Origin of the sequence: Streptomyces sp. NBC_00376 (assembly GCF_036077095.1) — a bacterium.
Lineage (GTDB): Bacteria > Actinomycetota > Actinomycetes > Streptomycetales > Streptomycetaceae > Streptomyces.
Genome location: NZ_CP107960.1, coordinates 3042035 through 3066442 on the forward strand (window position 1 = coordinate 3042035; position 24408 = coordinate 3066442).

A 24408-nucleotide genomic window follows, 5' to 3' on the forward strand; every position below is an offset into this window, starting at 1 on the left:
CCGAGGCTCCTTCGCGCTGTCTCGTCCGTTCGGACAAAACAAAAGGGCCGCGGATCCCGAGTGGGGTTCCGCGGCCCTGAAGGCGCCGGCCTGATGGTGAATCAGGCTGGATCACTCCAGGGTTCAGGCCCACGGAAGGCCCACATCGTGTGGTGGTGCATCGTCTGCTTCTTGGCGCCGGATTCCGCTCCCGCACCGACGGCCGCAAAGGCATAGGCCTGGGCCTGTCCCTTCGCTACTGCTGCTGCCGGTGCCTGAGCCGGTCGCTCATTGCGCTCCCGCACGGGGAGGCTCGCAGGGGACAGCGGACGGGCGACAGAAATGCCGGACAGACCGGTGCCACGGAGCGAGGACTCGGAAGAGCAGGCGAGGCCGAGCGAGCAGGCGGAGACGACCGAAAGATCGGTCATTTTGTTGGTCTCGATGATGCTGATCACTTCAATCGCCTCCTCTCGGCGTCTCGGGCGGACCGGCGGGCCGGTCCTACGTATTCGGATAAGTACAGCACAGGGCCACGGCTTCAGAGAAGTCGCTGTTCCCGTGGTTAAGAACCTATGGTGATGACTGGGGCAGGCGCAAACTATTTTTTCGACGAGTTTTTCTCACCTCTCGCCAGCCGCTTCCCCGAGCACTTCCTCTACCGTCTCACCTGCGCAAATGGCCAGGACGGCGGTCCCGAACCGGCCCAGCTTCCGCGCGCCGACGCCGGAGATCACCGCCAGTTCGCCCTCGCTGCCCGGTACGGCCTCGGCGATCGCCATCAGTGTCTTGTCCGTGAACACGCAGAACGCGGGCTGACCGATCTCCTTCGCCCTGACCGCCCGCCAGTCGCGCAGCCGCTCGTACAGCGCCTCGTCCATGTCGGAGGGGCAGTCCTCACAGCGCATCAGTTTCATCTCGCCGGCGTCGGTGAGGGTCTTGCCGCAGACCCGGCACCGGGCGGGGCCGCGACGGCTGCGCTTGGCGACCGGTCCCGCCGGGCCCCGCTCGATCCCGCCGCCACCGGCCGTACCGCGCGTGCCGAGCGGCGCCGAGCCCGGACGCAGGCCGTTGAGGAACCGGCTCGGGCGCCGTCCGGCGCGTCCGCCGGGCGAGCGGGAGAGCGACCACGACAGCGAGAGGTGGAGGCGGGCCCGGGTGACTCCGACGTACAGCAGCCTGCGCTCCTCCTCGATCTGCTCGTCGGTCTTGGCGTAGGTGATCGGCATCATGCCCTCGGTCAGGCCGACCAGGAACACGGCGTCCCACTCAAGGCCCTTCGCGGAGTGGAGCGAGGCGAGGGTGACCCCCTGGACCGTGGGGGCGTGCTGGGCGGCGGCCCGCTCGTCGAGCTCCGCCACCAGGTCGGAGAGGGTGGCACCCGGCCTGGCCTGTTCGAAGTCCTCGGCAAGCCGGACCAGGGCTGCCAGCGACTCCCAGCGGTCGCGCACGGCTCCCGAACCCGCGGGGGGCTCCTGGGTCCATCCCTTGATGGAGAGGACCGCGCGCACTTCGGCGGGCAGCCCCTCCGCGTCGTCGAGCAGGGAGTCGTTGCCCCCGGCGCGGGCGGCGCCACGCAGGGCGACTCCGGCCTCCCGCACCTCCGCCCGTTCGAAGAACCGCTCCGCGCCCCGCAGCTGGTACGGCACGCCCGCGTCCGCCAGGGCCTGCTCGTAGACCTCGGACTGGGAGTTGACCCGGTAGAGCACGGCGATCTCGCCGGCCGGGACTCCCGCGGCGATCAGATCGCGGATCCGGCGCGCGGTGCCCTCGGCCTCCGAGGGCTCGTCCGCGTACTCCGTGTAGGCGGGCTCGGCGCCGGGATCGCGCTGCGAGACCAGTTCGAGCCGGTGCTCGGCGGCACGGCCGCGGGCCTGGCTGAGCAGTCCGTTGGCCAGATGGACGACCTGGGGGGTGGAGCGGTAGTCCCGGACCAGCTTGACCACCGTCGCGTTGGGGTGGCGGGTACGGAAGTTCAGCAGGTGGTCGGGGGTGGCTCCGGTGAAGGAGTAGATCGTCTGGCTGGCGTCGCCGACGACGCACAGGGTGTCCCGGTCGCCGAGCCAGAGGTCCAGCAGCCGCTGCTGCAGCGGGCTGACGTCCTGGTACTCGTCGACGACGAAGTGCTGGTACTGGCGGCGGACGTGGTCGGCGATGTCGTGGCGGTCCTGGAGGATGGCGACGGTGAGAAGCAGCACGTCCTCGAAGTCGATCACCGAGCGGTCGCGCTTCAGCTCCTCGTACGTCGCGTAGATCTGGGAGATCTCGGCCGGATCGCGCGGGGCGTCGCGCTGGGTCTTCGCGACCACGGCCGGGTAGTCGCCGGGCACGGTCTGGGTGACCTTGGACCACTCGATCTCGCTGGTGACGTCCCGCAGCTCGTTGCGGTCGAGCCGGATGCGGCAGCGGGCCGCGGCCTCGGCGACCAGCTGGACCTTCCGCTCCAGCAGCCGGGGCAGGTCGCCACCGACCGCTTTCGGCCAGAAGTACTGGAGCTGACGCAGGGCGGCGGAGTGGAACGTCCGGGCCTGGACTCCTCCCGCGCCGAGCTGGCGCAGCCGTCCGCGCATCTCGCCGGCGGCTCTGTTGGTGAACGTGACGGCAAGCACACTCGTCGGCTGAAGTATCCCGGCGCGCACCCCGTAGGCGATGCGATGGGTGATCGCACGCGTCTTGCCCGTACCGGCTCCGGCCAGCACACACACCGGGCCGTGCAGGGCCGTGGCGACCTCGCGCTGCTCGGGGTCCAGGCCGTCGAGCACGGCGTCGGCCGACTCGGGGACCTGCGGGAAGAGGGAGGAATGCGTTGCTGATGTCACCCCGCCATGCTGCCAGGTCGGGAGAGGCGGACGCGGAGGTTGTCCACAGGGGAGCTGTATCCGTCGTACTAATACGGTCCGACTGGTCCGGTGCGGTCCGGCTGGTCCGGTGCGGTCCGGCTGGTCCGGTGCGGTCCGGCTGGTCCGGTGCGGTCCGACTGCCGCAGCCCCGGCCCATGCGCCCTGGCCGATACGGCCCGTCCGGTCGCGTGGCCTCCACGGCCCGGCTGCGGGAATGGTGGTTGCCTCGCGTACGTTCCCCTTCCGTGCGGTGACGCACGGTCCAGCTTCTCCGCATGAGGGACATGACGGATGAGACGGATGAGACAGACGAGACAGAGGAGCGCCAAGACATGTCGGGCACTGTGACGATGTACAGCACCACGTGGTGCGGCTACTGCCGCCGGCTCAAGGGCCAGATGGACCGTGAGGGCATCGCGTACACCGAGATCAACATCGAGCAGGACCCGCAGTCCGCGGCCTTTGTCGAGAAGGCCAACGGGGGCAACCAGACCGTTCCCACCGTCCTCGTGGTCGGTTCCACGGGTGCCGAGGCCGTCATGACGAACCCGTCCCTGGCTCAGGTGAAGCAGGCGCTCGCCGTCTGATCCCGCCTCTCCCGCCGTGCGGGGACGCCCCCTCCGGTCCGGCACCGGAGGGGGCGTTCTCGTTCGAATCCGGGATCAGCCGACGCTGCCCGGCTTCGGGAGCGGCTTGCCGTACCAGAGTTCGATCAGGCGCGCCGCGATCGAGATGCCGAACGGGGGCAGGATCTCGCCCGATTCGAAGGCGGCCTTCAGGTCCTCGCGGGAGAACCAGCGGGCCTCCTCGATCTCCTCGCCGTCCACATTGATCTCGGACGAGGTGGCCCGTGCCATGAAACCGAGCATCAGGCTCGACGGGAACGGCCAGGGCTGGCTGGCGATGTACTCGACCTCTCCGACCGTGACCCCCGCCTCCTCGAACACCTCGCGCGCCACCGACTGCTCGATCGACTCCCCCGGCTCGACGAATCCCGCGAGCGTCGAGAAGCGGCCCTCGGGCCAGTGCACCTGGCGGCCCAGCAGTGCGCGGTCCTGGTCATCGGTCACCAGCATGATCACCGCCGGGTCCGTACGCGGGTAGTGCTCGGCGCCGCAGGCCGGGCAGCGGCGGATGTGGCCGGCCGCCGCGATGACCGTGCGTTCGCCGCAGCGGGAGCAGAAGCGGTGCAGGCGCTGCCAGTTCTCCAGGGCCACCGCGTGCACCATCAGGCCCGCGTCGCGCGGGCCGAGCAGCAGACCGGCCTCGCGCAGGCCGGCCGGGCGGGCCGGCTGGTCCATGCGGCCGGGCAGGGAGTCCTTCTGGAGCGCGAAGTAGCTGACGCCGTCCTCGTCGGTGCCGAGGAAGTAGCGGTGGGTCTCGGTGACCGGGGCCTCGAAGGCCGGGGTCATGACGATCTCCGTACCGCCGTCGGCGGTGTCGTCGATCAGCACCTGGCCGCCGGAGACGACGAACACGCGGGTGGTCGGGTGGCTCCACGCGGCGGACAGCCATGCCTCGTCGAGGCGGTGGTGCGCGGCGCGGTCGATGCCGCTGGGCGCAGTGAGACCGATGGGCCGGTCTGCGGTGGCGTTGTCGAAGGTGCTCACAGGTGCTTCCTACTCCCCCGGGATGGATCGGGTGTTCAGAGGATTCAGCGGAGTGCGGCGGCCAGCTCGCCCCAGAGGTGCGCGGTCGTCTCCACACCCTTGAACAGAAGGCCGAGCTCGACCTTCTCGTTGGGGGCGTGCCAGCCGTCGGACGGTACGGAGATGCCCAGGAAGAGGACGGGCGCGCCGAGCACGTCCTGGAGGTCGGCGGCGGGTCCCGAGCCCCCTTCGCGGGTGAAGAGGATCTTCTGGCCGAAGGCCCGTCCCATGGCGCGGGCCACGGCCTGCAGGGCGGGGTGATCCAGCGGCGTCAGGCAGGGGCGGGTGGCCGGGGCGAAGGTGATCCGGTGCCGGACACCGGCCGGGACCCGGGCTTCGGCCCAGGCCCGGACCACCTGCTGGATGCGGTCGGGGTCCTGGCCCGCGACCAGCCGGAAGCTGAGCTTCACGAGGGCGGAGGACGGGATGATGGTCTTGCTTCCGGCGCCCTGGTAGCCGCCGCCGATGCCGTTGACCTCGGCGGTGGGGCGGGCCCAGATGCGTTCGAGCGTGGAGTAGCCGGCCTCGCCCGACGCCGCGCGGGATTTGGCGGTGCGCAGCCAGGTGGCCTCGTCGAAGGGCAGCTCCGCGAAGAGCGCGCGCTCGGTCTCGGTGAGTTCTGCCACACCGTCGTAGAAACCGGGGATCGCGACCCGGCCGTCCGCGTCGTGCAGCGCCGCGACGAGCCGGGCGACGGCGGTCGCCGGGTTGGGGACCGCGCCGCCGAACGAACCGGAGTGGATGTCCTGCTCGGGGCCGTACAGCTCGATCTCGCACTCGGCGAGGCCGCGCATGCCGGTGCAGACCGTGGGGGTCGACTCGTCCCACATGCCGGTGTCGGAGACGATCACCGCGTCGGCGGCGAGCCGCTCGGCCCGCTCCTCGACCAGGGCACGGAAGTTCGGCGAGCCGGACTCCTCCTCCCCCTCGATCAGGAGCTTGAGGTTGACGGCGGGGGCGGTGCGGCCGGTGGCGGCGAGATGGGCCCGGACGCCGAGGGTGTGGAAGAACACCTGCCCCTTGTCGTCGGCGGCGCCCCGCCCGTACATGCGGCCGTCGCGGATCACCGGCTCGAACGGGTCGGTGTCCCAGCCGTCCTCGCGGGCGGCGGGCTGCACGTCGTGGTGACCGTAGACGAGGACGGTCGGGGCGTCCGGGTCCTCGGACGGCCAGTGGGCGTAGACCGCGGGGGCGCCGGGCGTCTCCCAGATCTCGGTGACCGGGAAGCCGGTCTCCTTGAGCTTGGCGGACAGCCACTCGGCGCTGCGCCGTACGTCTCCGTCGTGCTCCGGCTGGGCGGAAACGGACGGGATGCGCAGCCAGGCGGCGAGGTCGTCCAGGAAGGCTGTGCGGTGCTGCTCGGTGTACGTACGGACGGCGCTGTCCGGGGTGTCGCTCATGGCCTTGAGCCTAGTGCCTCGCCCAGGGGCGTCTTCCCGCCCGCGGTACGGGGGCCTCGCCCCCGCGCTGCAGGGTGCCGTCGCACCCGCTGTGGCCGGATGCCTGCCGGCACTGTTCCTCCTCCAGTTGAATGGCTCCGCCGGGCAGCGCCCGGTGCCCGGCCGCGAGAGGGGTAGAGAGGGAGTTGAGCGCTTCAGGTGAGGGAACGCCGCCGAGCCGGCGGACCGGGGAAATTGCGGCGTGGGTCTCGGCGATCACCGCCGTCGTCGGTCTGCTGCTGGCGGTGTTCGGGGTCCCGCTCGTCGGCGGCTCCTCGGTCGGTCGGACCAACGCCGGCAATGCCGGCGCCCCGGACGCAACCGTCGGCCCCGACGCCACGCCCTCGGGGTCGTCACAGGCATCCCCTCCGTCACAGCCTTCTCCGCCGTCGCAGCCTGCTCCGCCGGCCGTGCCCAAGGGCTGGCACCGTGTCGGCGAAGGCGGCCTCACCGTCGTCTTCGCCCTGCCGGGCGGCTGAACCCGGAACAGGCGGAACAGCATCCAGAGCAACTGGAACTCCCCGGACGGCGCCCATGACATGAGCGTCAAACGGGACACGTCGTACGGAGCGACCGCCCAGGCGGCCTCCGCCGGGCAGCTCGCCTGGTACCGGGACACGGCCAAGTCGTCGATGGCCGATCTCAAGGCCGTCTCGCACACCACCCGGCAGAACGGCCGCGGCGCCCTCTGGCTGGAGATCGACTACCACTGGGCGGGCCAGAGCGAAGCCCGCAAGCCTGTCGAAGTCTTCGTCGCGGGCAGGGCGGGCAGGGCGGGCCAGGTCTACCAGCTGCTCTTCGACACCGCCGCCCGTCCGGAGAAGCTCGCCATGCAGCAGCGGCTGTTCACGACCGCCCGCGCCCAGCTGCTGATCGACCGGGGTTGAGGCCGGGGGCTAAGGACTCTCGTCCAGCAGGATCCGCTCCAGCTCCGCCCGGCCCGGGAGGCGGGTGGGGTGGACGGTCTCGCCGCTGCGCACGTACAGGAACGTGGCGGTGACATCGGTGAGCGGCAGGTCGTGCAGTTCCGCCCAGGCCAGGCGGTAGATCGCGAGCTGGAGGGGATCGGCGGTGTTGGTGCGGGTGGTCTTCCAGTCGACGATCTCGTAGGTGTCCCCGGTGCGGTACACCGCGTCGATGCGGCCCCGGACGATCCGGCCGGCCAGGGTGATCTGGAACGGCGTCTCGACGCGGTACGGGGTGCGGCGGGCGTACGGGGTGCGCTCGAAGGCCTCCTTGAGTGCGGCGAGGTCGCGCTCGTCGGCGATCTCGGCGTCGCTCTCGTCGCCGCCGGGCAGCTCGTCGGGGCCGAGCATGGGCAGCGGCAGCTCCTCGAAGCGGGACTCCACCCAGGCGTGGAAACGGGTGCCCCGGCGGGCCGCCGGCTGCGGTGGCCGCGGCATCGGGCGGGCCAGCTCCTGGGCGAAGCCGTCGGGGTCGTCGGCCAGCCGCAGCAGCTGGGTGGCGGAGAGCGACGCGGGTACGAGGACGTCGCGCACGGTGGCGCGGGCGCGGCGCAGCTCACCGGCGAGGGCGTCGAGGTCGCGGTCCCAGGAGGCGAGGGTGCGGGCTTCCTCGGGGGTGAGACGGTGCGTCCCGGGGTGGTGTTCCTCCGGGTGGTGCTCTCCGGCCGGCTCGGGGTGGCGCTCCCCGGGGTGGAGCTCCCCGGTGGGCTCGGGGGTACGGGCCGCGGGGATGTGCGGTGCGGGGGCGGGCGGCACCGGGGCCGAGGGGCGCTCCGTGGACAGTGCGTCCCAGTCGTCGGTTTCGTCGGGGAACGCCTCGTCGTCGTACCCGTCGTCGAAAGGCTCGTCGTACGGCTCGGGGGCAACGGACGGCGCCTCGTACGCGTCCGGTACGCCCCCTGCCGTGGCCAGGGCCTCCAGGTGTGCCATCACCGTGTCCGCGGCGGCCCTGCGACGGGTCAGCGCGGTGTCGTCGAGAGGGAGCGGCCACGCCTGGTCGGCGGACCGCCCGTCGAGCGCCGGGTTCTCCTCGTCCTCGGCCGGTTCGTCGGCCCAGATCTCGATCTCGCCGTGTCCGGCCGCGCAGTGCTCGTACAGCGCGTGCAGGAAGCCGGAAGGGCCGCGCGGCTTCTTCTGGGACGGGCCCCACCAGTGGCCGGAGCCGAGCAGCAGGGTGCGGGGTCTGGTGAAGGTGACGTACCCCAGGCGGAGCTCCTCGGTGTGCTGGTGCTCCTTCATCTCCTCCTTGAACGCCTTGAGCCCCTTGGCGTCCCAGGAGGGGACGTCGGGGAGGGTCGCCCGGTCCCCGCGCAGGGCGTGCGGGAGGACCTTCGACTGGGCGGTCCAGGCGTCACGGGACTGGCCGCTGGGGAACTGGCCGGCGACCAGGCCGGGCACGGCGACGACGTCCCACTCCAGGCCCTTGGACTTGTGGGCGGTGAGGACCTTGACGGTGTTCTCGCCGCCGGGCAGGGCGTTGTCCAGGCCCTTCTCGTACTGGACGGCGGTGCGCAGGAAGCCGAGGAAGGCGAGGAGGGTGGCGTCGCCGTCGACGGCTGCGAAGCGGGCCGCGACGTCGAGGAAATTGGCGAGGGTCTCGCGGCGGCGGGCGGCCAGGGCCTGCGGCGACGCGGAGAGCTCGACCTCCAGGCCGGTGGTGGCGAGGACCCTGTGCAGCACGTCCATCAGCGGGTCGGCCAGCGAGCGGCGCAGGTCGCGCAGTTCGGCGGCGAGGCGGGCGAAACGGATGCGGGCCTCGGTGGAGAACGGCAGCCCGTCGTCCTCCTCGCCGCCCGATTCGAGGAAGGTGTCCAGTGCGTCGGCGAGCGAGATCACCTCGGCCGGGTCGATGCCCTCGACGGCCTCGGCGAGCCGCCGGTCGGGGTCGAAGTCCTCGTCGTCGCCGTGGGCCGCGCGGTGGACCAGGAGCCGGGCCCGGCGGCCGAGCAGGGCCAGGTCGCGGGGGCCGATCCGCCAGCGGGGGCCGGTAAGCAGCCGGACCAGGGAGGCGTTGGCCCCGGGGTCCTGGAGCACCTCGCAGACCGCGACGAGGTCGGCGACCTCGGGCAGGTGCAGCAGCCCGGACAGGCCGACGACCTCGACCGGGATGTCGCGGGCCACCAGCGCGGCCTGGATCTCCGGGAAGTCGCCCGCGGTGCGGCACAGGACGGCGATCTCGCCGGGTGCCTTGTCGGTCCGCACCAGGTGGGCGATCGAGTCGGCGAGCCAGCCGATCTCCTCGGCGTGGGTACGCAGCAGCGCGCAGCGGACGATGCCGTCGCGCTCGGCACCGGGTGCGGGACGCAGTGCCTCGACGCCCTCGTGCATGGCGCGCAGGGGTGCGGCGAGGCCGTTGGCGAGGTGCAGGAGCCTGCCGCCGCTGCGGCGGTTCTCGCTGAGGGAGTAGCGGGTCGCGGGGGCGCCGTCGGCGTGCGGGAAGTGGAGCGGGAAGTCGTCGAGGTTGGCTACGGAGGCGCCGCGCCAGCCGTAGATCGCCTGGCAGGGGTCGCCGACGGCGGTGACGGCGTGCCCGGTCCTTTCCTCCGGGCCGCTGCCGAAGAGGGCGGAGAGCAGCAGGCGCTGGGCGACGGAGGTGTCCTGGTACTCGTCGAGCAGCACGACGCGGAACTCGTCGCGCAGGATCGCGCCGACCTCGGGGCGGGTGAGGGCCAGCTCGGCGGAGAGCGCGATCTGGTCGCCGAAGTCGAGGAGGTCGCGGCTCTTCTTGGCCTCGCGGTAGCGCCGGGTCAGCTGGAGCAGCTCGCGGCGGGCCTCGGCGGTCTCGGGGATCTTGCGCAGCTCGGCGTTGCTCAGCCGGGCCGATTCGAGCGTGCGCAGGAGGCCGGTGTCGTACTCGGCGAGCTGTTCGGGGCGTACGAGGTGTTCGGCGAGCTCGGCGTCGAGTGCCAGCAGGTCGCTGACGAGGGTGGGGAACGACCTGGTCAGGGCCGGGTAGGGGCCGGGGGCCTCGCGCAGCACGCGGGCGGCGAGCTGGTAGCGGGTGGCGTCGGCGAGGAGGCGGGTGGTGGGTTCGAGTCCGATGCGCAGCCCGTGCTCGGTGAGGAGCCGGCCGGCGAACGCGTGGTACGTGGAGATGCTGGGCTCGCCCGGGGGGTTGTCCGGGTCGATGGCGTCGGGATCGGTGACCCCGGCCGCGATCAGGGCCTTGCGGACGCGCTCGGCGAGCTCACCGGCCGCCTTGTTGGTGAACGTCAGCCCGAGGACCTGCTCCGGGGCGACCTGGCCCGTGCCCACCAGCCACACCACGCGGGCCGCCATCACCGTGGTCTTCCCCGACCCGGCTCCGGCCACGATCACCTGCGGGGCGGGCGGCGCGGTGATGCAGGCCGTCTGCTCCGGGGTGAACGGGATCCCGAGGAGCTCCTTGAGCTGCTCGGGATCGGTGATACGTGAGGACACCCCAGAAAGGCTAACCGGACGCGCTGACAACCGGCGGCGCCGAAGAACCCCCGCCCCCGCTCGCTTGCTCACTCCAGGACGTGGCGGCCCTCCGGCTGGGCGCTGCACGAGGCCCGGAAGGCGCAGTGCGTGCAGTGCTGGCCGGTCGTGGGGGTGAAGCGTTCGTCCAGGACCCGGCCGGCGGCGGTGGCCAGCAGGTCGGAGACCCATTCACCGGCGAGCGGTTCCTGCGCCTGCACCTTGGGCAGTGCGTCACCGCCCTCCTTCTTGGGGGCGGGCTGGCGCAGCTGTACGAGTTCGGCGCCGCCGGGCTCGGGGCGCCTGCCGTCGAAGACCTCGTCGACCGCGCCTTCCCGGACGGCCAGCTGGTACACGGCGAGCTGGGGGTGGCGGGCCACCTCGTCCTTGGTCGGGGACTGCTTGCCGGTCTTGAAGTCGACGACGTAGGCCCGGCCCTCGGCGTCCTGTTCGACGCGGTCCATGGAGCCCCGGATGCGCACCTCGTACTCCCCCGCCCCCAGCGTCACGTCGAAATCGTGCTCGCTCGCGGCGGGGGTGCGGCCGGTGCGGTCCATGACGTGCCAGCGCAGGAAGCGTTCGAGGGCGGCCCGTGCCTGTTCCTTCTCCTGCCGGGACTTCCAGGGGGCGTCGAAGACGAGCCCGTCCCAGACCGAGTCCAGCCGCTCCATGAGGACGGCGAGATCGGCGGGGGTACGCCCGGAGGCCACCTCGTCGGCGAGTACGTGGACCACGTTGCCGAAGCCCTGCGCCGCCGTCGCCGGGGCGTCCGCCTTCACCTCGCGGCCGAGGAACCACTGGAGCGCGCAGGTGTTGGCGAGCTGGTCGAGCGCGCTGCCGGAGAGGGCCACGGGCTGGTCCCGGTCGCGGAGCGGGACGGCGGAGCGGGTCGGTTCGTACAGGCCCCACCAGCGGTAGGGATGGGCCGCGGGTACGAGCGGCTGGCCCTCGTCGTCGGTGAGGGCGGCGAGGCGGGCGAGACGGCGGGCGGCCTCCTCGCGAAGGGCGTCGGAGGCTTCGGGGTCGACGGTGGTGGCGCGGAGTTCGGCGACCAGCGCGGCGACGGCGAGCGGGCGGCGCGGCCGGCCGGTGACGTCGCGCGGCTCGGCGCCGAGCTCGGTGAGGAAGCGGGACGGCTGGTCGCCGTCGTCGGCGGGTGCCTTCACCGCGGTGACGACGAGCCGTTCGCGGGCGCGGGTCGCCGCGACGTAGAAGAGCCGGCGTTCCTCGGCGAGGAGGGCGCCGGGGGTGAGCGGTTCGGCCAGGCCGTCGCGGCCGATCCGGTCCGCCTCCAGCAGCGAACCCCGGCGGCGCAGGTCCGGCCAGAGCCCCTCCTGCACGCCCGCGACGACGACGAGGCGCCACTCCAGGCCCTTGGAGCGGTGCGCGGTCATCAGCCGTACGGCGTCGGGGCGCACCGTGCGCCTGGACAGGGTGTCGGCGGCGATGTCCTGGGCGTCGACCTCCTCCAGGAAGTTGAGTGCCCCGCGCCCGCCGGTGCGTTCCTCGGCGCGGGCCGCGGTGTCGAAGAGCGCGCAGACGGCGTCGAGGTCACGGTCGGCGTTGCGGCCGCCCGCGCCGCCGCGCAGCGCGGCGCGCTCCAGCCGGCCCGGCCACGGGGTGCCGGACCACAGTGTCCACAGGGCCTCCTCGGCGGTGCCGCCGCCTTCGAGGAGCTCGCGCGCCTTGCGCAGCAGCGCGCCGAGGCGCTGGGCGCCGCGGGCGTACGCCGGATCGTGCGCGACGAGCCGCTCGGGCTCGGCGAGCGCTCGGGCCAGCAGGTCGCCGGAGGGCGCCGGTACGCGGTTCCCTGCGGCCCGCTCCTCGTCGCGCAGGGCCCGGCCCAGTCGGCGCAGGTCGGCCGCGTCCATGGAGCCGAGGGGGGAGGCGAGGAGGGTCAGGGCGGTCTCGGTGTCCAGCCAGGAGGACGTCTCCGCCGCTGGGTCTTCCGCCGTCGCGCCCTCCGCCGCCGGAGCGTCGGCCGCGCCCTCCGCGCCCTCCGCACCCTCCGCACCCTCCGCACCCTCCGCAGGCGAAGCCTCCTCCGCGCCCGGCGCACTCCCGCGCAGGGCCGCCGTGGCGACCGCGCGCAGGGCTGTCAGGAGCGGGGCCACCGCCGGTTCGTGGCGCAGGGGAAGGTCGTCCCCGTCGACCTCCAACGGCACGCCCGCCGACGTGAGGGCCCTGCGCAGCGACGGGAGGGTGCGGCCGCCGGCCCGTACGAGCACCGCCATCTCGTTCCACGGGACGCCGTCCTCCAGATGTGCCCGGCGCAGCAGATCGGCGATGTTCTCCAGCTCGGTGGAGGCGGTCGGGTAGGTGTACGCCTCCACGCTGCCGCCCTCGCGGACCGCGGTGAGCTCGCGGTGGGCGCGGACCTTCGCTGCGGGCAGCCGGGTCAGCGGCATCCGGCGGGTGAGCAGCCGGGTGGCGGCCAGCAGCTTCCCGCCGGAACGCCGCGAGGTGGTGAGCACGCCGACCGGGGCCGGGGCGCCGTCCGCCCGCCGGAACGTCTCCGGGAAGTCGAGGATGCCGTTCACGTCGGCGCCCCGGAACGCGTAGATCGACTGGTCCGGGTCGCCGAAGGCGATCAGGTCCCGGCCGCCCCCCGCGCCCGGGGCGCTCCCCCGGTTGCCGGCCAGCGCGTGCAGCAGCCGTACCTGCGCCGGGTCCGTGTCCTGGTACTCGTCGACGAACACCGCGTCGTACTCCCCCGCGAGCAGCGCCGACACCTCGGGGCGCTCCGCGAGCAGCACGGCCCGGTGCACCAGCTCCGCGTAGTCCAGCACCCCCTGCGCGTCCAGCACGTCCAGGTATTCGGCGAGGAAGTCTGCGGCGGCCCCCCAGTCGGGGCGGCCGGTGCGGCGGGCGAAGGCGGCCAGCGCGTCCGGCCCCAGGCCCAGCTCGCGGCTGCGGGCCAGCACCGCTCGTACCTCGTCGGCGAAGCCACGGGTGGTCAGGCAGGCCCGCAGCTCGTCGGGCCAGCGGATGTGCGCGAAGCCGTCCCGCTCCAGTTCGAGCTGGCCGGCGAGCAGGTCGCGGACGGTGACGTCCTGCTCCGGCCCGGAGAGCAGCCGCATCGGTTCGGCGAAGAGGTCGGCGTCCTGGTGGGCGCGGACCAGCGCGTAACAGAAGGAGTGGAACGTGGTGGCCTGCGGGCCGCGCGCGGCGCCCAGCCGGGCGGCCATCCGGTCGCGCAGCTCCACGGCGGCCTTGCGGCTGAAGGTGAGCACCAGGACGCGGGCCGGGTCGCCGCCCCGTGCGATGCGTGCGGCGACCGCCTCGACGAGTGTGGTCGTCTTGCCGGTGCCGGGTCCGGCGAGCACCAGGAGCGGGCCGCCGGGGTGATCAACCACCGCGCGCTGTGCCGCGTCCAGGAGAGGAGGGTCCACGGAGCCCGGCGGCGTGCGCACCAGCCGGTACGCGCCTCCGGCCCGCTGCCGTGTCTGGCGGTGCGGACTGTGCCGGGTGAAGGAGGAGGAGCTCACGTGGTTCGCCGGTCCTGGTGGGTGTGCTGATGCCGAGGGTGCCGAGGGTGCGGTGCGTGCGATGCGTGCGGTGCGTGCCTAGGGTGCGGTGCGCGCCGCGAACTTACGAAGCTACGCCAGCAGGGGCGCTGTGCGGGACGAGTGCGCTGCGTGCCTCATCACGTTCCGGGGCGCGGACGCCGTCGAGTGCCGGGGCGCGGACGCCGTCGCGAGCCCGGTCCGGCGTCCGGCCGTGCTCTTCGTCACTCCCCGCGTCACTCCGCTTGCCACTCCGCTCGTCACTCCGCGTGGCCACGGTCCCGTCGCGTCACATGCCACAGGCCTTGCCGTCGGTCACATTTCGGGCACTCTCGATCACTGCCTGTGCACCCTGGGTCACTTCCCGGAAGTCGGGTACGTCGTACGGCCCCGGCGCCGCCCGCTGTGCCGCCGGATGGCGGAAGCTGTCAGGTGTGAGCACCTCCGCCCTTGTCCCGGTCCGCGCCCCCGTCCGCGGTGACGCCGTCCCACCGCGCCCGCTTCATGTCGAGGCGCGGCAGGTGGCCCTCCGCGCCTCGCGACGCCTCCCGCAGCGGGGTGCCCTCCGCGCGGTAGTGGTCCAGCGCCCGCAGCTCGTGGCCGGGGAGGAGTGCCCCGTCGGCGCGGACCACGCGCCACCACGGCACCGCGGACCCGTAAAGCGACATGGCCCGGCCGACCTGGCGCGGCCCGCCCTCGTCCAGCCACTCGGCGACATCGCCGTACGTCATGACGCGGCCGGGCGGGATCAGCTCGGCGACGTCGAGCACGCGCTCCACGTAATCCGGCAGTGCGTGGCTCGTGCGGTCGTCGCCCGTCCCGTCGTCGCCCGCCCCGTCGCCGCTCGTGCGGTGTTGGCTCATCCGACCCATCCTGCCGTACGCCACCGACATCCCGGCCCGGTCCGTGTGCGTCCGGTCACAGGGCCTGCGGGCGGAAGCGAAGGGGCGTATCTTGCGCTTCCCATGTCCGTTCGCGTGCCCGTACCCATGTCCGTGCAGTGCACCCTGATGCCCCCCTGCGTCGTCGGGCCGTGCCACCATCGTGCGGGCGGTGACCGGTGATACGAGAACACGAAGACCAATCAGAGGCGACGAAGGAGCAGGGCGTGCAGCCACCGAAGGCGGCGGACGCCCCTGACGCCGAGCCGCGGCCGGACGCTTCCCGCGCACCCGCCGCGAAGCCCGGCACCGAGCCCGGAAAGCCGGTGTCCGATCCCGCGAAGCCCGTCTCCGGGCCCGGAAAGCCCGGCGCCGAGCAGGCGGAGCTCCCCGGACATCTGACCGGCTCGACGCTCTCGTCCGCCGCGGAGGAGCAGGCCGAACGCGTCTCCGGCGACGAACCGCTGCTCCCCGCCCGTGTGCACCGCCCCTCCGATCTGATGCGGCTCCTCATCGGGGTCCTGGCGATCGTCGTCCTGCTCTCGATCGCCGCGTTCGCCCACGGCACGACCACCGGTCTCGAACAGGACATCAACAAGGGCACCGGTCAGGCGCCCGACGTCCTGATCAAGACGGCCGGTCTCGTCTCCAGCATCGCCGTGCTGCTCGTCCCGGTCGCCTTCGCCATCGAACGGCTGATCAAACGCGACGGGCTGCGGATCGCCGACGGGGTGCTCGCCGCCGTACTGGCGCACGGCGTGACGCTCGCCACCGACCTCTGGGTCGCCAACTCGGCCCCCGGCACCATCCAGGACGCGCTGACCCAGCCACAGCCCGGTGACGCGCTCACCGATCCCGTACACGGCTATCTCGCCCCGGTAATCGCGTACATGACGGCGGTCGGCATGGCGAGACGGCCGCGCTGGCGGGTCGTGCTGTGGGTGGTGCTGCTGCTCGACGCGTTCGCGATGCTGGTCGGCGGCTACACGACCCCGTTCTCGATCATCCTCACCGTGCTGATCGGCTGGACCGTCGCGTACGGCACGCTGTACGCGGTCGGCTCGCCGAACGTACGGCCGACCGGTCAGCACCTGATGGCCGGTCTGCGCCATGTCGGCTTCCGCCCGGTCAGCGCGATGCGCGCCGACGACACCCCGGACTCGGGCGACCAGAGCGACCGGGGGCGCCGCTATCTGGTCTCCCTGGAGGACGGGCCACCGCTCGACGTCACGGTCGTCGACCGCGAGCAGCAGGCCCAGGGCTTCTTCTACCGGGTGTGGCGCCGGCTCACCCTGCGCGGCATCACCCAGCGCCGCTCCATCCAGTCGCTGCGCCAGGCCCTGGAGCAGGAGGCGCTGCTCGCCTACGCGGCGATCGCCGCCGGGGCCAACGCGCCCAAGCTGATCGCCACGTCCGAGCTCGGACCCGACGCCGTGATGCTGGTGTACGAGCACATCGGCGGCCGTTCGCTGGACGCGCTGGAGGACTCGGAGATCACCGACGAGCTGCTGCACGGATCCTGGCGTCAGGTGAAGGCGCTCCAGTCGCGGCGGATCGCGCACCGCAGGCTCACCGGCGACGCCATCCTGGTGGATCGTTCCGGCAAGGTGTTCGTCACCGATCTGCGCGGCGGCGAGATCGCGGCCGGTGATCTGGTGCTGCGGATGGACGTCGCCCAGCTGCTGACCACGACGGGTCTGCGGGTGGGTGCCGAGCGGGCCGTCGCCGGTGCGCTGGAGGTGCTCGGTCCCGACGTCGTCGCCGACTGTCTGCCGCTGCTCCAGCCGATCGCACTGAGCCGCTCCACCCGGGCGGCGCTGCGCCGGCTCGCCCGGGAGCGCTCGCAACGGGAGCGCGAGGCGGTGCTGGAGGCGTCGGACGCGGCCAAGCGGGCCAGGGCCCACGAACACGGGGCGGCCGGCGCCGACCGCAAGGCCGACCGCAAGGCGCTGCGCAACCAGAAGCAGGCCGAGAAGCGCGCCCTGGACGACGCCCTGGACGGGGCCCGCGAGGAGGACCTGCTCTCCCAGATGCGGCAGCAGGTGCTGCTGATCCGGCCGCAGGCCCCGGTCGAGCCGGTGCGGCTGGAACGCATCAAGGCCCGCACCCTGCTCAGCTGCATCGCCGGTGCGATCGCCGCGTACTTCCTCATCTCGCAGGTCACCCAGGCCGATTTCGGCGCGGTCGTCGAGCAGGCGGAGTGGGGCTGGGTGGCGGCCGCGGTCGGCTTCTCGGCCCTCAGTTACGTGGCTGCGGCGATGAGCCTGCTGGGTTTCGTGCCCGAGCGGGTGCCGTTCGGCAAGACGGTGCTGGCCCAGGTCGCCGGCTCCTTCGTGAAGATCGTCGCCCCGGCCGCGGTCGGCGGTGTGGCGCTGAACACCCGCTTCCTCCAGCGGGCCGGGGTACGTCCCGGGCTCGCCGTGGCGAGCGTCGGCGCCTCGCAGCTGTTCGGCCTCGGCTGCCACATCCTGCTGCTGGCGGCCTTCGGCTATCTGACCGGCACCGAGCGGACGCCGTCCTCGCTCACCCCGTCCAGGACGGTGATCGCCGGGCTGCTGACCGTAGCCGTGCTGGTGCTGGTGGTGACGGCGGTCCCGTTCCTGCGGAAGTTCGTGGTGACGCGGGTGCGCTCGCTGTTCGCCGGGGTCGTGCCGCGCATGCTCGACGTGGTGCAGCGGCCGCAGAAGCTGCTGACCGGCATCGGCGGGATGCTGTTGCTGACCGGCATGTTCGTGATGTGCCTGGACGCCTCGGTTCGGGCGTTCAGCGGTCCGGACGTGCCGCACCTCAGCTACGCCAGCATCGCGGTGGTCTTCCTCGCGGGCAACGCTCTGGGGTCGGCGGCGCCCACACCGGGCGGCATGGGTGCGGTCGAGGGTGCGCTGACGCTGGGTCTGATCGCGGTCGGCCTGCCGAAGGAGGTCGCGGCACCCGCCGTGCTGCTGTTCCGGCTGCTGACGCTGTGGCTGCCGGTGCTTCCCGGCTGGCTCTGCTTCAACCATCTGACCCGCAAGGGCGAGCTCTGACACCTCCTCAGCCGCCGTGCGGGACGACCCGCACGGCCGGTCGGGGGAGGGCTCGGGCCACCCGCAAGGCCGGTCCGGGGACGGGTCGGGGCGGCCCGCAAGCGGACGGCCGGGGCCACCTGCAAGGCTGCTCGGGGGACGGCTCGGGCCACCCGCAAGGCCAGTCGGGGGACGGCCCGGCTGCCCGCCACCCGCTTGGACCGGTGCTCCGTGCAGCGACCCGGTTCCCGCCGCACCATGGGGCCATGAGGACCTCCCCTGCCCTGCGTGCCGCCGCACTGGCCGCCGCCGTGACCGTGCTTCTGCCCATCACCGCCTGCTCGAAGAGCGGCGACAAGGAAGGCCCGGACGGGCCGCAGAGCTCGCCGCTCGCGGCGAACGCCGCCGACGCGAGCAGCTCCGGCGACCTCGCCTCCCAGCAGCTGACGTGGAAGCCCTGCCCCGCCCCGTCCGCCGCGCAGGGCGGCGGGCAGCCGCCGACCCCGCTGCCCGGCGGCACCCCCTGGGAGTGCTCGTTCATGAGGGCCCCGCTCGACTACGCGAAGCCCGAGGGCTCGACGATCGAGCTGGCCCTGATCCGGGCCAGGGCCAAGAACCCGGACAAGCGGATCGGTTCCCTCATCTTCAACTTCGGCGGCCCCGGCGCCTCCGGTGTCGCCACCCTGCCCGCCTTCGGTACCGATTACGACAAGCTCCGCGCCGGCTACGACCTGGTCAGCTTCGACCCGCGCGGCGTGGGCCGCAGCGACGGGGTGGAGTGCGAGACCGACAAGCAGCTCGACGCCCGTTTCGAGATCGACGGCACCCCGGACACCCCGGCGGAGGTGAACACCCTCGTCAAGAGCACCAAGACCTTCGCGGCGGCCTGCGAGGAGAACTCCGGCAAGCAGCTTCCGTACGTCGGAACCACCGACGCCGCCCGCGACATGGATCTGATGCGCAAGGTGCTCGGCGACAAGAAGCTGTACTACTTCGGCATCTCGTACGGCACCGAACTGGGCGGCGTCTACGCCCACTTGTTCCCGAAGAACGTAGGCAGGTCGGTGCTGGACGCGGTGGTCGACCCGACACAGGACTCCGAGCAGTCCTCCCTCGGCCAGGCCCGGGGCTTCCAGCTCGCGCTGAACAACTTCACCCAGGACTGCGTCGACCGCGGCGAGGCGTGCAAGCTTCCCGGCGCCACCTCGCAGGAGGTCGAGCAGGGGATCTCCGGCCTCCTCACGGGCCTGGAGAAGAAGCCGGTCCCGGGGCTCGGCTCGCGTCAGCTGACGGAGACCCTGGCGACGACCGGGATCGCGGCCGCCCTCTACTCCAAGCAGACCTGGCCGCTGCTGGAGCAGGGGATCGACGAGGCCGACGGCGGCGACGGCGCGCTGCTGCTCGCCCTCGCCGACTCGCTGAACGGCCGTTCCCAGAACGGCCAGTACGACAACTCGACGGCCGCCAACACCGCCATCAACTGCGCCGACTCCAAGCAGCGGTTCACCGCGGACCAGACCGAGGCCAAGCTCCCCGAGTTCCGGTCCGCTTCGAAGATCTTCGGCAACTATCTGGGCTGGTCCCTGCTGTCCTGCACCGGATGGCCGGTACCGGGCGCCTGGAACACCCCGGACGTCAGCGCCCCGGGCGCGGCCCCCATCCTCGTCATCGGCAACACCGGCGACCCGGCGACGCCGTACGGGGGCGCGAAGGCGATGGCCGACGCGCTGGGCGAGGGCGTCGGTGTGGAGATGACGTACAAGGGCCAGGGGCACGGCGCGTACAACAGCGGCAACGCCTGCGTGCAGAAGGAAGTGGGCGGCTACCTGCTGGACGGAAAGGTTCCGGCCGCCGGGACCGTCTGCAAGTAACGGCGCGTCCCCGCCGGGCAACACCTAGCATGGGCGGACTTTCTGTACGTCGCAGGTACGGGCACATCTGTACGCCGCGAGTACAGGCAACATCGGGGAGGACGCACACGTGGTCGCACACGCACGCGCCGGGGCTCTGGCCGGCGCCGCACTTCTGCTGACAGGTCTGCTCGCGGGCTGCGGCGGGGGTACGGACGACAAGCCGGCCGACCGGACGGACCGCGATCCCGCGTCCTCGGCCGGTCGGCCGTCCACCGCTTCGGACGGGCAGCCGGGCACCCCCCGGCTGCCCGCCGCCCTCACCTCCCAGCGGCTGGACTGGAAGGGCTGCGAGGCCCGCGCGGGCGAGAGCGCCCCCGGATCCGACTGGCGCTGCTCGACGGTCCGAGTACCGCTGGACTACGCGAAGCCCGACGGCGAGACGATCGGGATCGCGCTGATCCGCAAGAAGGCCCAGAACAACGGCCGGCGCCTCGGCTCGATGCTCTTCAACTTCGGTGGCCCCGGCGGTTCGGGCGTCTCGATACTGCCGCGCGCCGCCGGCTCGTACGAGAACCTCAACTCCCGGTACGACCTGGTGGGTTTCGACCCGCGCGGCGTGGCCGGCAGCGAAGGGGTGAGCTGCCGCACCGACAAGGAGCAGGAGACCGCGTACCGGAAGGTCGACATGACCCCGGACACGGCGGCCGAGGAGACGGCGTTCATGAAGGACGGCGCGGACTTCGGCGCCGGCTGCGAGCGCCGCTCCGGCAAGGTCCTGCCGTACGTCGGTACGACGAACGCCGCCCGGGACATGGACCTGATCCGTGCGGTGCTCGGCGACAAGAAGCTCACGTACTTCGGGATGTCGTACGGCACCGAGCTCGGCGGCACCTACGCGCACCTCTTCCCCTCGAACGTCGGGCGCACCGTGCTGGACGCCGTCGTCGACCCGACCGCGGACACGATCGGGCACGCCCGCAACCAGGCGACCGGCTTCCAGCGGGCGCTGGAGAACTACCTCAAGGACCGCGGCCAGGACCCGAAGGCGGGCACGCAGCGGATCGCGAAGCTGCTGGAGCGGATCGACCGGAAGCCGCTGCCGACCCGTTCGGGCCGCGAGCTCAACGAGTCGCTGGCCATCACCGGCATCGTCACGCCGCTCTACGCCAAGAGCAACTGGCCGTTCCTGACGCAGGCGCTGGACGAGGCCGAGAAGAGCGGCACCGGCAACATGCTGCTCCAGCTGGCCGACTCGTACAACGGCCGTGACGAGAAGGGCCACTACGACACCCAGAACCACTCGCAGCGCGCCATCTCCTGCGCGGACAGCAAGCTCCGGCCCACGGCGGCCGAGGCCAGGGCGCTGCTGCCGGAGTTCCGGAAGCTGTCCCCGGTGTTCGGCCCGTTCCTGGCGTGGGACACGGCCGGCTGGTGCGCGCAGTGGCCGGTGGAGGGCGAGCACGACAACCCGGAGACGAGCGCCCCGGGCGCCGGTCCGGTGCTGGTCGTCGGCACGACCGGTGACCCGGCGACGCCGTACGAGGGTGCCCGGAAGATGGCGGACGAGCTGGGCAAGGGAGTGGGCATCCTGCTCACCAACAAGGGCGAGGGGCATGGCGCGTACGGCCAGAACTCCTGCGTGACGTCGACGGTGGACGCGTACTTCCTCGACGGGAGGGTCCCGGACGACGGGAAGACCTGCTCGTAGCACCGATCCGGAGCACGTCGAAGGGGCCGGTCCGCAGCTGCGGACCGGCCCCTTCGACGCGTTCGTACCAGTGCCTAGTACACCGGCTTCTCGGGCTCGATCTGGTTGACCCAGCCGATCACGCCGCCGCCCACGTGCACCGCGTCGGCGAAGCCCGCCGACTTGAGGACCGCTAGGACCTCGGCGCTGCGGACGCCCGTCTTGCAGTGCAGGACGATGCGCTTGTCCTGCGGGAGGTCCTGGAGGGCGTTGCCCATCAGGAACTCGTTCTTCGGGATCAGCTTCGCGCCCGGGATCGAGACGATCTCGAACTCGTTCGGCTCACGGACGTCGATGATCTCGATCTTCTCGTCCGCGTCGATCCACTCCTTGAGCTGCTTGGGAGTGATCGTGGAGCCGAGCGCCGCCTCCTGGGCCTCCTCGGACACGACGCCGCAGAAGGCCTCGTAGTCGATGAGCTCGGTGACGGTGGGGTTCTCGCCGCAGACCGCGCAGTCGGGGTCCTTGCGGACCTTGACCTGGCGGTACTGCATCTCCAGGGCGTCGTAGATCATCAGCCGGCCGACCAGCGGGTCGCCGATGCCGGCGAGCAGCTTGATGGCCTCGTTGACCTGGATGGAACCGATGGACGCGCAGAGCACCCCGAGCACGCCGCCCTCGGCGCAGGAGGGGACCATGCCCGGCGGGGGCGGCTCCGGGTAGAGGCAGCGGTAGCAGGGGCCGTGCTCGGACCAGAAGACGGACGCCTGGCCGTCGAACCGGTAGATCGAGCCCCAGATGTACGGCTTGTTCAGCAGTACGGCCGCGTCGTTGACCAGATAGCGGGTGGCGAAGTTGTCCGTGCCGTCCACGATCAGGTCGTACCGGGCGAAGATGTCCATCACGTTGTCGGCTTCGAGCCGCTCCTCGTGAAGGACCACGTTCACGTACGGGTTGATGCCCAGCACCGAGTCCTTGGCGGACTCGGCCTTGGAGCGCCCGATGTCGGACTGACTGTGGATGATCTGGCGCTGCAGGTTCGACTCGTCGACCTCGTCGAACTCCACGATGCCGAGCGTTCCGACACCGGCCGCGGCCAGGTACATCAGGGCCGGCGAGCCGAGACCGCCGGCGCCGACACAGAGCACCTTCGCGTTCTTCAGCCGCTTCTGTCCGTCCATCCCGACATCCGGGATGATCAGGTGGCGGGAGTACCTGCGGACCTCGTCGACGGTGAGCTCAGCAGCTGGCTCGACCAGGGGTGGCAGCGACACAGGAACCTCAACAATGCAGGTGGTCGGATTCTACGTACTTCATCTACGTACGGTTGTTCTTGCCGTAACACTGCCACGCTCCTTCTCATTCCGAGATACCAGGTCCGATCCGCGAGACGATTTCGTCCCAGTACCTGGGCAGCGCCGCGAATGGATCGGTTTGCCCCTGTTGGCCGTCTCGGTCCGTGAAGAAGATCGTGCCCGCGCCCTGCCAGCGGGCGATGCGCATGGCCTCGTCGAGGTGGGTGCGCGGAACGCCGTGGACGAAGTGCGCGAACCGCTCCGGCGGATAGGAGGCGGTCCACTCCGCCACCTGCGACCAGCGGTAGTCCGTCCACGGTCCGCAGAAGGTGACCAGCTGGTCGGCGGCCTCCGCGTAGCCGGGGTGGGGATGGGTGCCCAGCCCGAGCACCAGTGGCCCGCTCCCCTCCCCGTACGGCGGGTCGCCGTGTTCCAGGAGCGTGGCGAGTGTGCTGGTGAGACGGCGCACCGCCGGGAGCTCGGCGCGCCCCGCCGGGCAGCGGCCGAGATAGAAGCCGTCGACGCGGTACCAGTCGAGGAACGACTGCGCGTCGGCGATCAGTTCCCCGAAGGGGCGGCTGCCGAAGGCCAGATCGAGATGGCCGAGCAGCCGGCCGCCCGACGCACGGACCGAGTCGCGCGGATCGTCGCCGTGCACGGCCCGCTCGCGCGCGTTGCGGAGCCGGCCCGCGGCCTCCAGGCAGTGCGGATCGGGGCGGGCGCCGGGGCCGTCGTCGATGTTGAGGACGGCCCAGTGCAGCGGGGTTCCGGGGCGGGCCAGTTCGGCCCACTCGGCCGGTGCGAGCAGCGGGTGCGCGTAGCCGGGCACGCCGAAGCCGAGCTGCTCGGCGCCGCCGGTCCGGCGGGCCGTTCCGGTACTGGTCAGATACGGCACGCCGCCTCCATCCAGATGTCGGCGAGGGACTCCTCCAGGTTGATCCTGGGGCGCCAGCCGAGCCGGTCCCGGGCGGTGCGGACATCGGCCTGCTGCCAGGCGCCGCAGCCGTCCGGATAGGGGGACGGGGTCGCCGAGAGGTGCTCGATGACCGACTCGGTCGAGGTGCGCGGGGCACCGATGGGCAGCCGGGGCGGGGGCGCGTCGAGCTCGTGGAGTGCGCCCGCGTACCCGGCGACCCTGGCGAGGACGGCGGCCGCGTCCCGCAGGCGCACGGCGCGGCCGGTGCCGATGTTGACGACGCCCTGGGCGGCGGAGAGCGAGGCGGCGTGCACGGCGCGGGCGACATCGCGTACGTCCACGAAGTCGCGCTGCACGCCGAGGCCGCTGAGCTTCAGCTCGCCGTCGCCGGACTGCATGGCCCGGCGCATCGCCTCGGCGAGCCTGCCGAGCGGGGAACCGGCCGGGGTGCCCGGACCGACCGGGGAGAAGACCCGCAGCACCACCGCGTCGAGGCCGGAGCCGAGGACGAGTTCGGTGGCGGCGAGCTTGCTGACGCCGTACGGGCCGCCGGGGCGCGGGATCGCGTCCTCGGCGGTGGACGAGCCGGGCTGCGAGGGCCCGTACTCCGAGGAGCACCCGACCTGGACGAGCCGGGCCGTGCAGCCGCTGCGCCGCATCGCCTCGCAGACCGTGGCGACGGCGACGGTGTTGTGGCGGGTGAGATCGCGGGCGCCGCCGCGGGTGGCGCCCGCGCAGTTGACGACCACTCCGGGGTGGACGGCGTCCAGGAAACGGGTCAGCGCGCCGGGGCTCCCGCTGGCGAGGTCGAACCGTACGTCGGCGTCGTCGCCGCGGCCGAGCGCCGTGAGGTGCACGGCGGGGTCGGCAAGCAGGCGGTCGGCCACGAACCGGCCGAGGAATCCGTTGGCTCCGAGCAGCAGCACCCTCATCGCGCGCCCCCTCGGCGCCGACG

The 24408-nt window shown here is 72.4% G+C and carries 16 protein-coding genes; 6 read left to right on the forward strand and 10 right to left on the reverse strand.

Annotated features, from left to right (window positions below):
- Positions 1 to 101: 101 nt before the first annotated feature.
- Together OG842_RS13465 and OG842_RS13470 are read right to left on the reverse strand one after the other, a co-directional pair.
- Positions 102 to 437 (reverse strand): hypothetical protein, encoded by a 336-nt coding sequence (locus tag OG842_RS13465; protein WP_266729838.1) that lies wholly within the window; start codon positions 435 to 437, stop codon positions 102 to 104.
- Between the two features lie 165 nt (positions 438 to 602).
- Positions 603 to 2798, reverse strand: a complete 2196-nt coding sequence (locus OG842_RS13470) for an ATP-dependent DNA helicase UvrD2 (RefSeq protein ID WP_266729839.1) — start codon at positions 2796 to 2798, stop codon at positions 603 to 605.
- Positions 2799 to 3151: 353 nt separating this feature from the next.
- On the opposite strand from OG842_RS13470, the gene OG842_RS13475 reads away from it, so the two are divergent.
- Positions 3152 to 3406 (forward strand): mycoredoxin, encoded by a 255-nt coding sequence (locus tag OG842_RS13475; protein WP_266729840.1) that lies wholly within the window; start codon positions 3152 to 3154, stop codon positions 3404 to 3406.
- Positions 3407 to 3481: 75 nt separating this feature from the next.
- On the opposite strand, the gene nudC is transcribed toward OG842_RS13475, so the two are convergent.
- Complete coding sequence (gene nudC / locus OG842_RS13480; RefSeq protein WP_266729841.1) at positions 3482 to 4429, reverse strand: NAD(+) diphosphatase; 948 nt, start codon at positions 4427 to 4429, stop codon at positions 3482 to 3484.
- A gap of 44 nt (positions 4430 to 4473) precedes the next feature.
- The gene (locus OG842_RS13485; RefSeq protein ID WP_266729842.1) at positions 4474 to 5868 is read right to left on the reverse strand and encodes a dipeptidase; all 1395 of its coding nucleotides are present in this window, start codon (positions 5866 to 5868) and stop codon (positions 4474 to 4476) included.
- Positions 5869 to 6053: 185 nt separating this feature from the next.
- Here OG842_RS13485 and OG842_RS13490 point away from each other — a divergent pair, with 185 nt between their 5' ends.
- Positions 6054 to 6386 carry a hypothetical protein gene (locus OG842_RS13490; protein ID WP_266729843.1) on the forward strand — a complete coding sequence of 111 codons (333 nt, stop codon included), beginning with the start codon at positions 6054 to 6056 and terminating at the stop codon, positions 6384 to 6386.
- 60 nt (positions 6387 to 6446) lie between these two features.
- Positions 6447 to 6794 (forward strand): hypothetical protein, encoded by a 348-nt coding sequence (locus OG842_RS13495; protein ID WP_266729844.1) that lies wholly within the window; start codon positions 6447 to 6449, stop codon positions 6792 to 6794.
- Between the two features lie 9 nt (positions 6795 to 6803).
- Here OG842_RS13495 and OG842_RS13500 read toward each other — a convergent pair whose 3' ends face one another.
- The 3 genes from OG842_RS13500 to OG842_RS13510 form a co-directional block, all read right to left on the reverse strand.
- Positions 6804 to 10292: a UvrD-helicase domain-containing protein gene (locus tag OG842_RS13500; RefSeq protein ID WP_266729845.1), complete on the reverse strand. Its 3489-nt coding sequence runs from the start codon at positions 10290 to 10292 to the stop codon at positions 6804 to 6806.
- 68 nt (positions 10293 to 10360) lie between these two features.
- Positions 10361 to 13798: an ATP-dependent helicase gene (locus OG842_RS13505; RefSeq protein WP_266729846.1), complete on the reverse strand. Its 3438-nt coding sequence runs from the start codon at positions 13796 to 13798 to the stop codon at positions 10361 to 10363.
- Between the two features lie 446 nt (positions 13799 to 14244).
- A complete protein-coding gene (locus OG842_RS13510) occupies positions 14245 to 14679 on the reverse strand; it encodes an MGMT family protein (protein WP_323185734.1) in 435 nt (144 codons plus the stop codon).
- A 245-nt stretch (positions 14680 to 14924) separates the two neighbouring features.
- Here OG842_RS13510 and OG842_RS13515 point away from each other — a divergent pair, with 245 nt between their 5' ends.
- From OG842_RS13515 to OG842_RS13525, 3 genes are all read left to right on the forward strand, one after another.
- Positions 14925 to 17723, forward strand: coding sequence for a lysylphosphatidylglycerol synthase domain-containing protein (locus OG842_RS13515; protein WP_266729848.1), 2799 nt, complete (start codon positions 14925 to 14927; stop codon positions 17721 to 17723).
- Between the two features lie 245 nt (positions 17724 to 17968).
- On the forward strand, positions 17969 to 19573 hold the full coding sequence (locus OG842_RS13520) for an alpha/beta hydrolase (RefSeq protein ID WP_266729849.1): 1605 nt from the start codon (positions 17969 to 17971) through the stop codon (positions 19571 to 19573).
- Between the two features lie 109 nt (positions 19574 to 19682).
- Complete coding sequence (locus OG842_RS13525) at positions 19683 to 21263, forward strand: alpha/beta hydrolase (protein WP_266729850.1); 1581 nt, start codon at positions 19683 to 19685, stop codon at positions 21261 to 21263.
- 74 nt (positions 21264 to 21337) lie between these two features.
- Here the strand turns inward: OG842_RS13525 and moeZ are convergent, their stop codons facing one another.
- The 3 genes from moeZ to OG842_RS13540 form a co-directional block, all read right to left on the reverse strand.
- Positions 21338 to 22516: an adenylyltransferase/sulfurtransferase MoeZ gene (moeZ, locus tag OG842_RS13530; protein WP_266729851.1), complete on the reverse strand. Its 1179-nt coding sequence runs from the start codon at positions 22514 to 22516 to the stop codon at positions 21338 to 21340.
- Positions 22517 to 22601: 85 nt separating this feature from the next.
- Positions 22602 to 23432: a spherulation-specific family 4 protein gene (locus OG842_RS13535; RefSeq protein WP_266729852.1), complete on the reverse strand. Its 831-nt coding sequence runs from the start codon at positions 23430 to 23432 to the stop codon at positions 22602 to 22604.
- Positions 23420 to 24385 carry an NAD-dependent epimerase/dehydratase family protein gene (locus tag OG842_RS13540; RefSeq protein ID WP_072483872.1) on the reverse strand — a complete coding sequence of 322 codons (966 nt, stop codon included), beginning with the start codon at positions 24383 to 24385 and terminating at the stop codon, positions 23420 to 23422. The genes OG842_RS13535 and OG842_RS13540 overlap by 13 nt, the downstream gene beginning before the upstream one ends.
- Between the last annotated feature and the right edge of the window lie 23 nt (positions 24386 to 24408).

What these genes read in the sequence shown, in the direction of transcription:
- OG842_RS13475 (WP_266729840.1), top strand. Translation starts at nt 3,152, where the DNA reads ATGTCGGGCACTGTGACGATGTACAGCACCACGTGGTGCGGCTACTGC.
- OG842_RS13510 (WP_323185734.1), bottom strand. Translation starts at nt 14,679, where the DNA reads ATGAGCCAACACCGCACGAGCGGCGACGGGGCGGGCGACGACGGGACG.
- OG842_RS13495 (WP_266729844.1), top strand. Translation starts at nt 6,447, where the DNA reads ATGAGCGTCAAACGGGACACGTCGTACGGAGCGACCGCCCAGGCGGCC.
- OG842_RS13540 (WP_072483872.1), bottom strand. Translation starts at nt 24,385, where the DNA reads ATGAGGGTGCTGCTGCTCGGAGCCAACGGATTCCTCGGCCGGTTCGTG.
- OG842_RS13485 (WP_266729842.1), bottom strand. Translation starts at nt 5,868, where the DNA reads ATGAGCGACACCCCGGACAGCGCCGTCCGTACGTACACCGAGCAGCAC.
- OG842_RS13520 (WP_266729849.1), top strand. Translation starts at nt 17,969, where the DNA reads ATGAGGACCTCCCCTGCCCTGCGTGCCGCCGCACTGGCCGCCGCCGTG.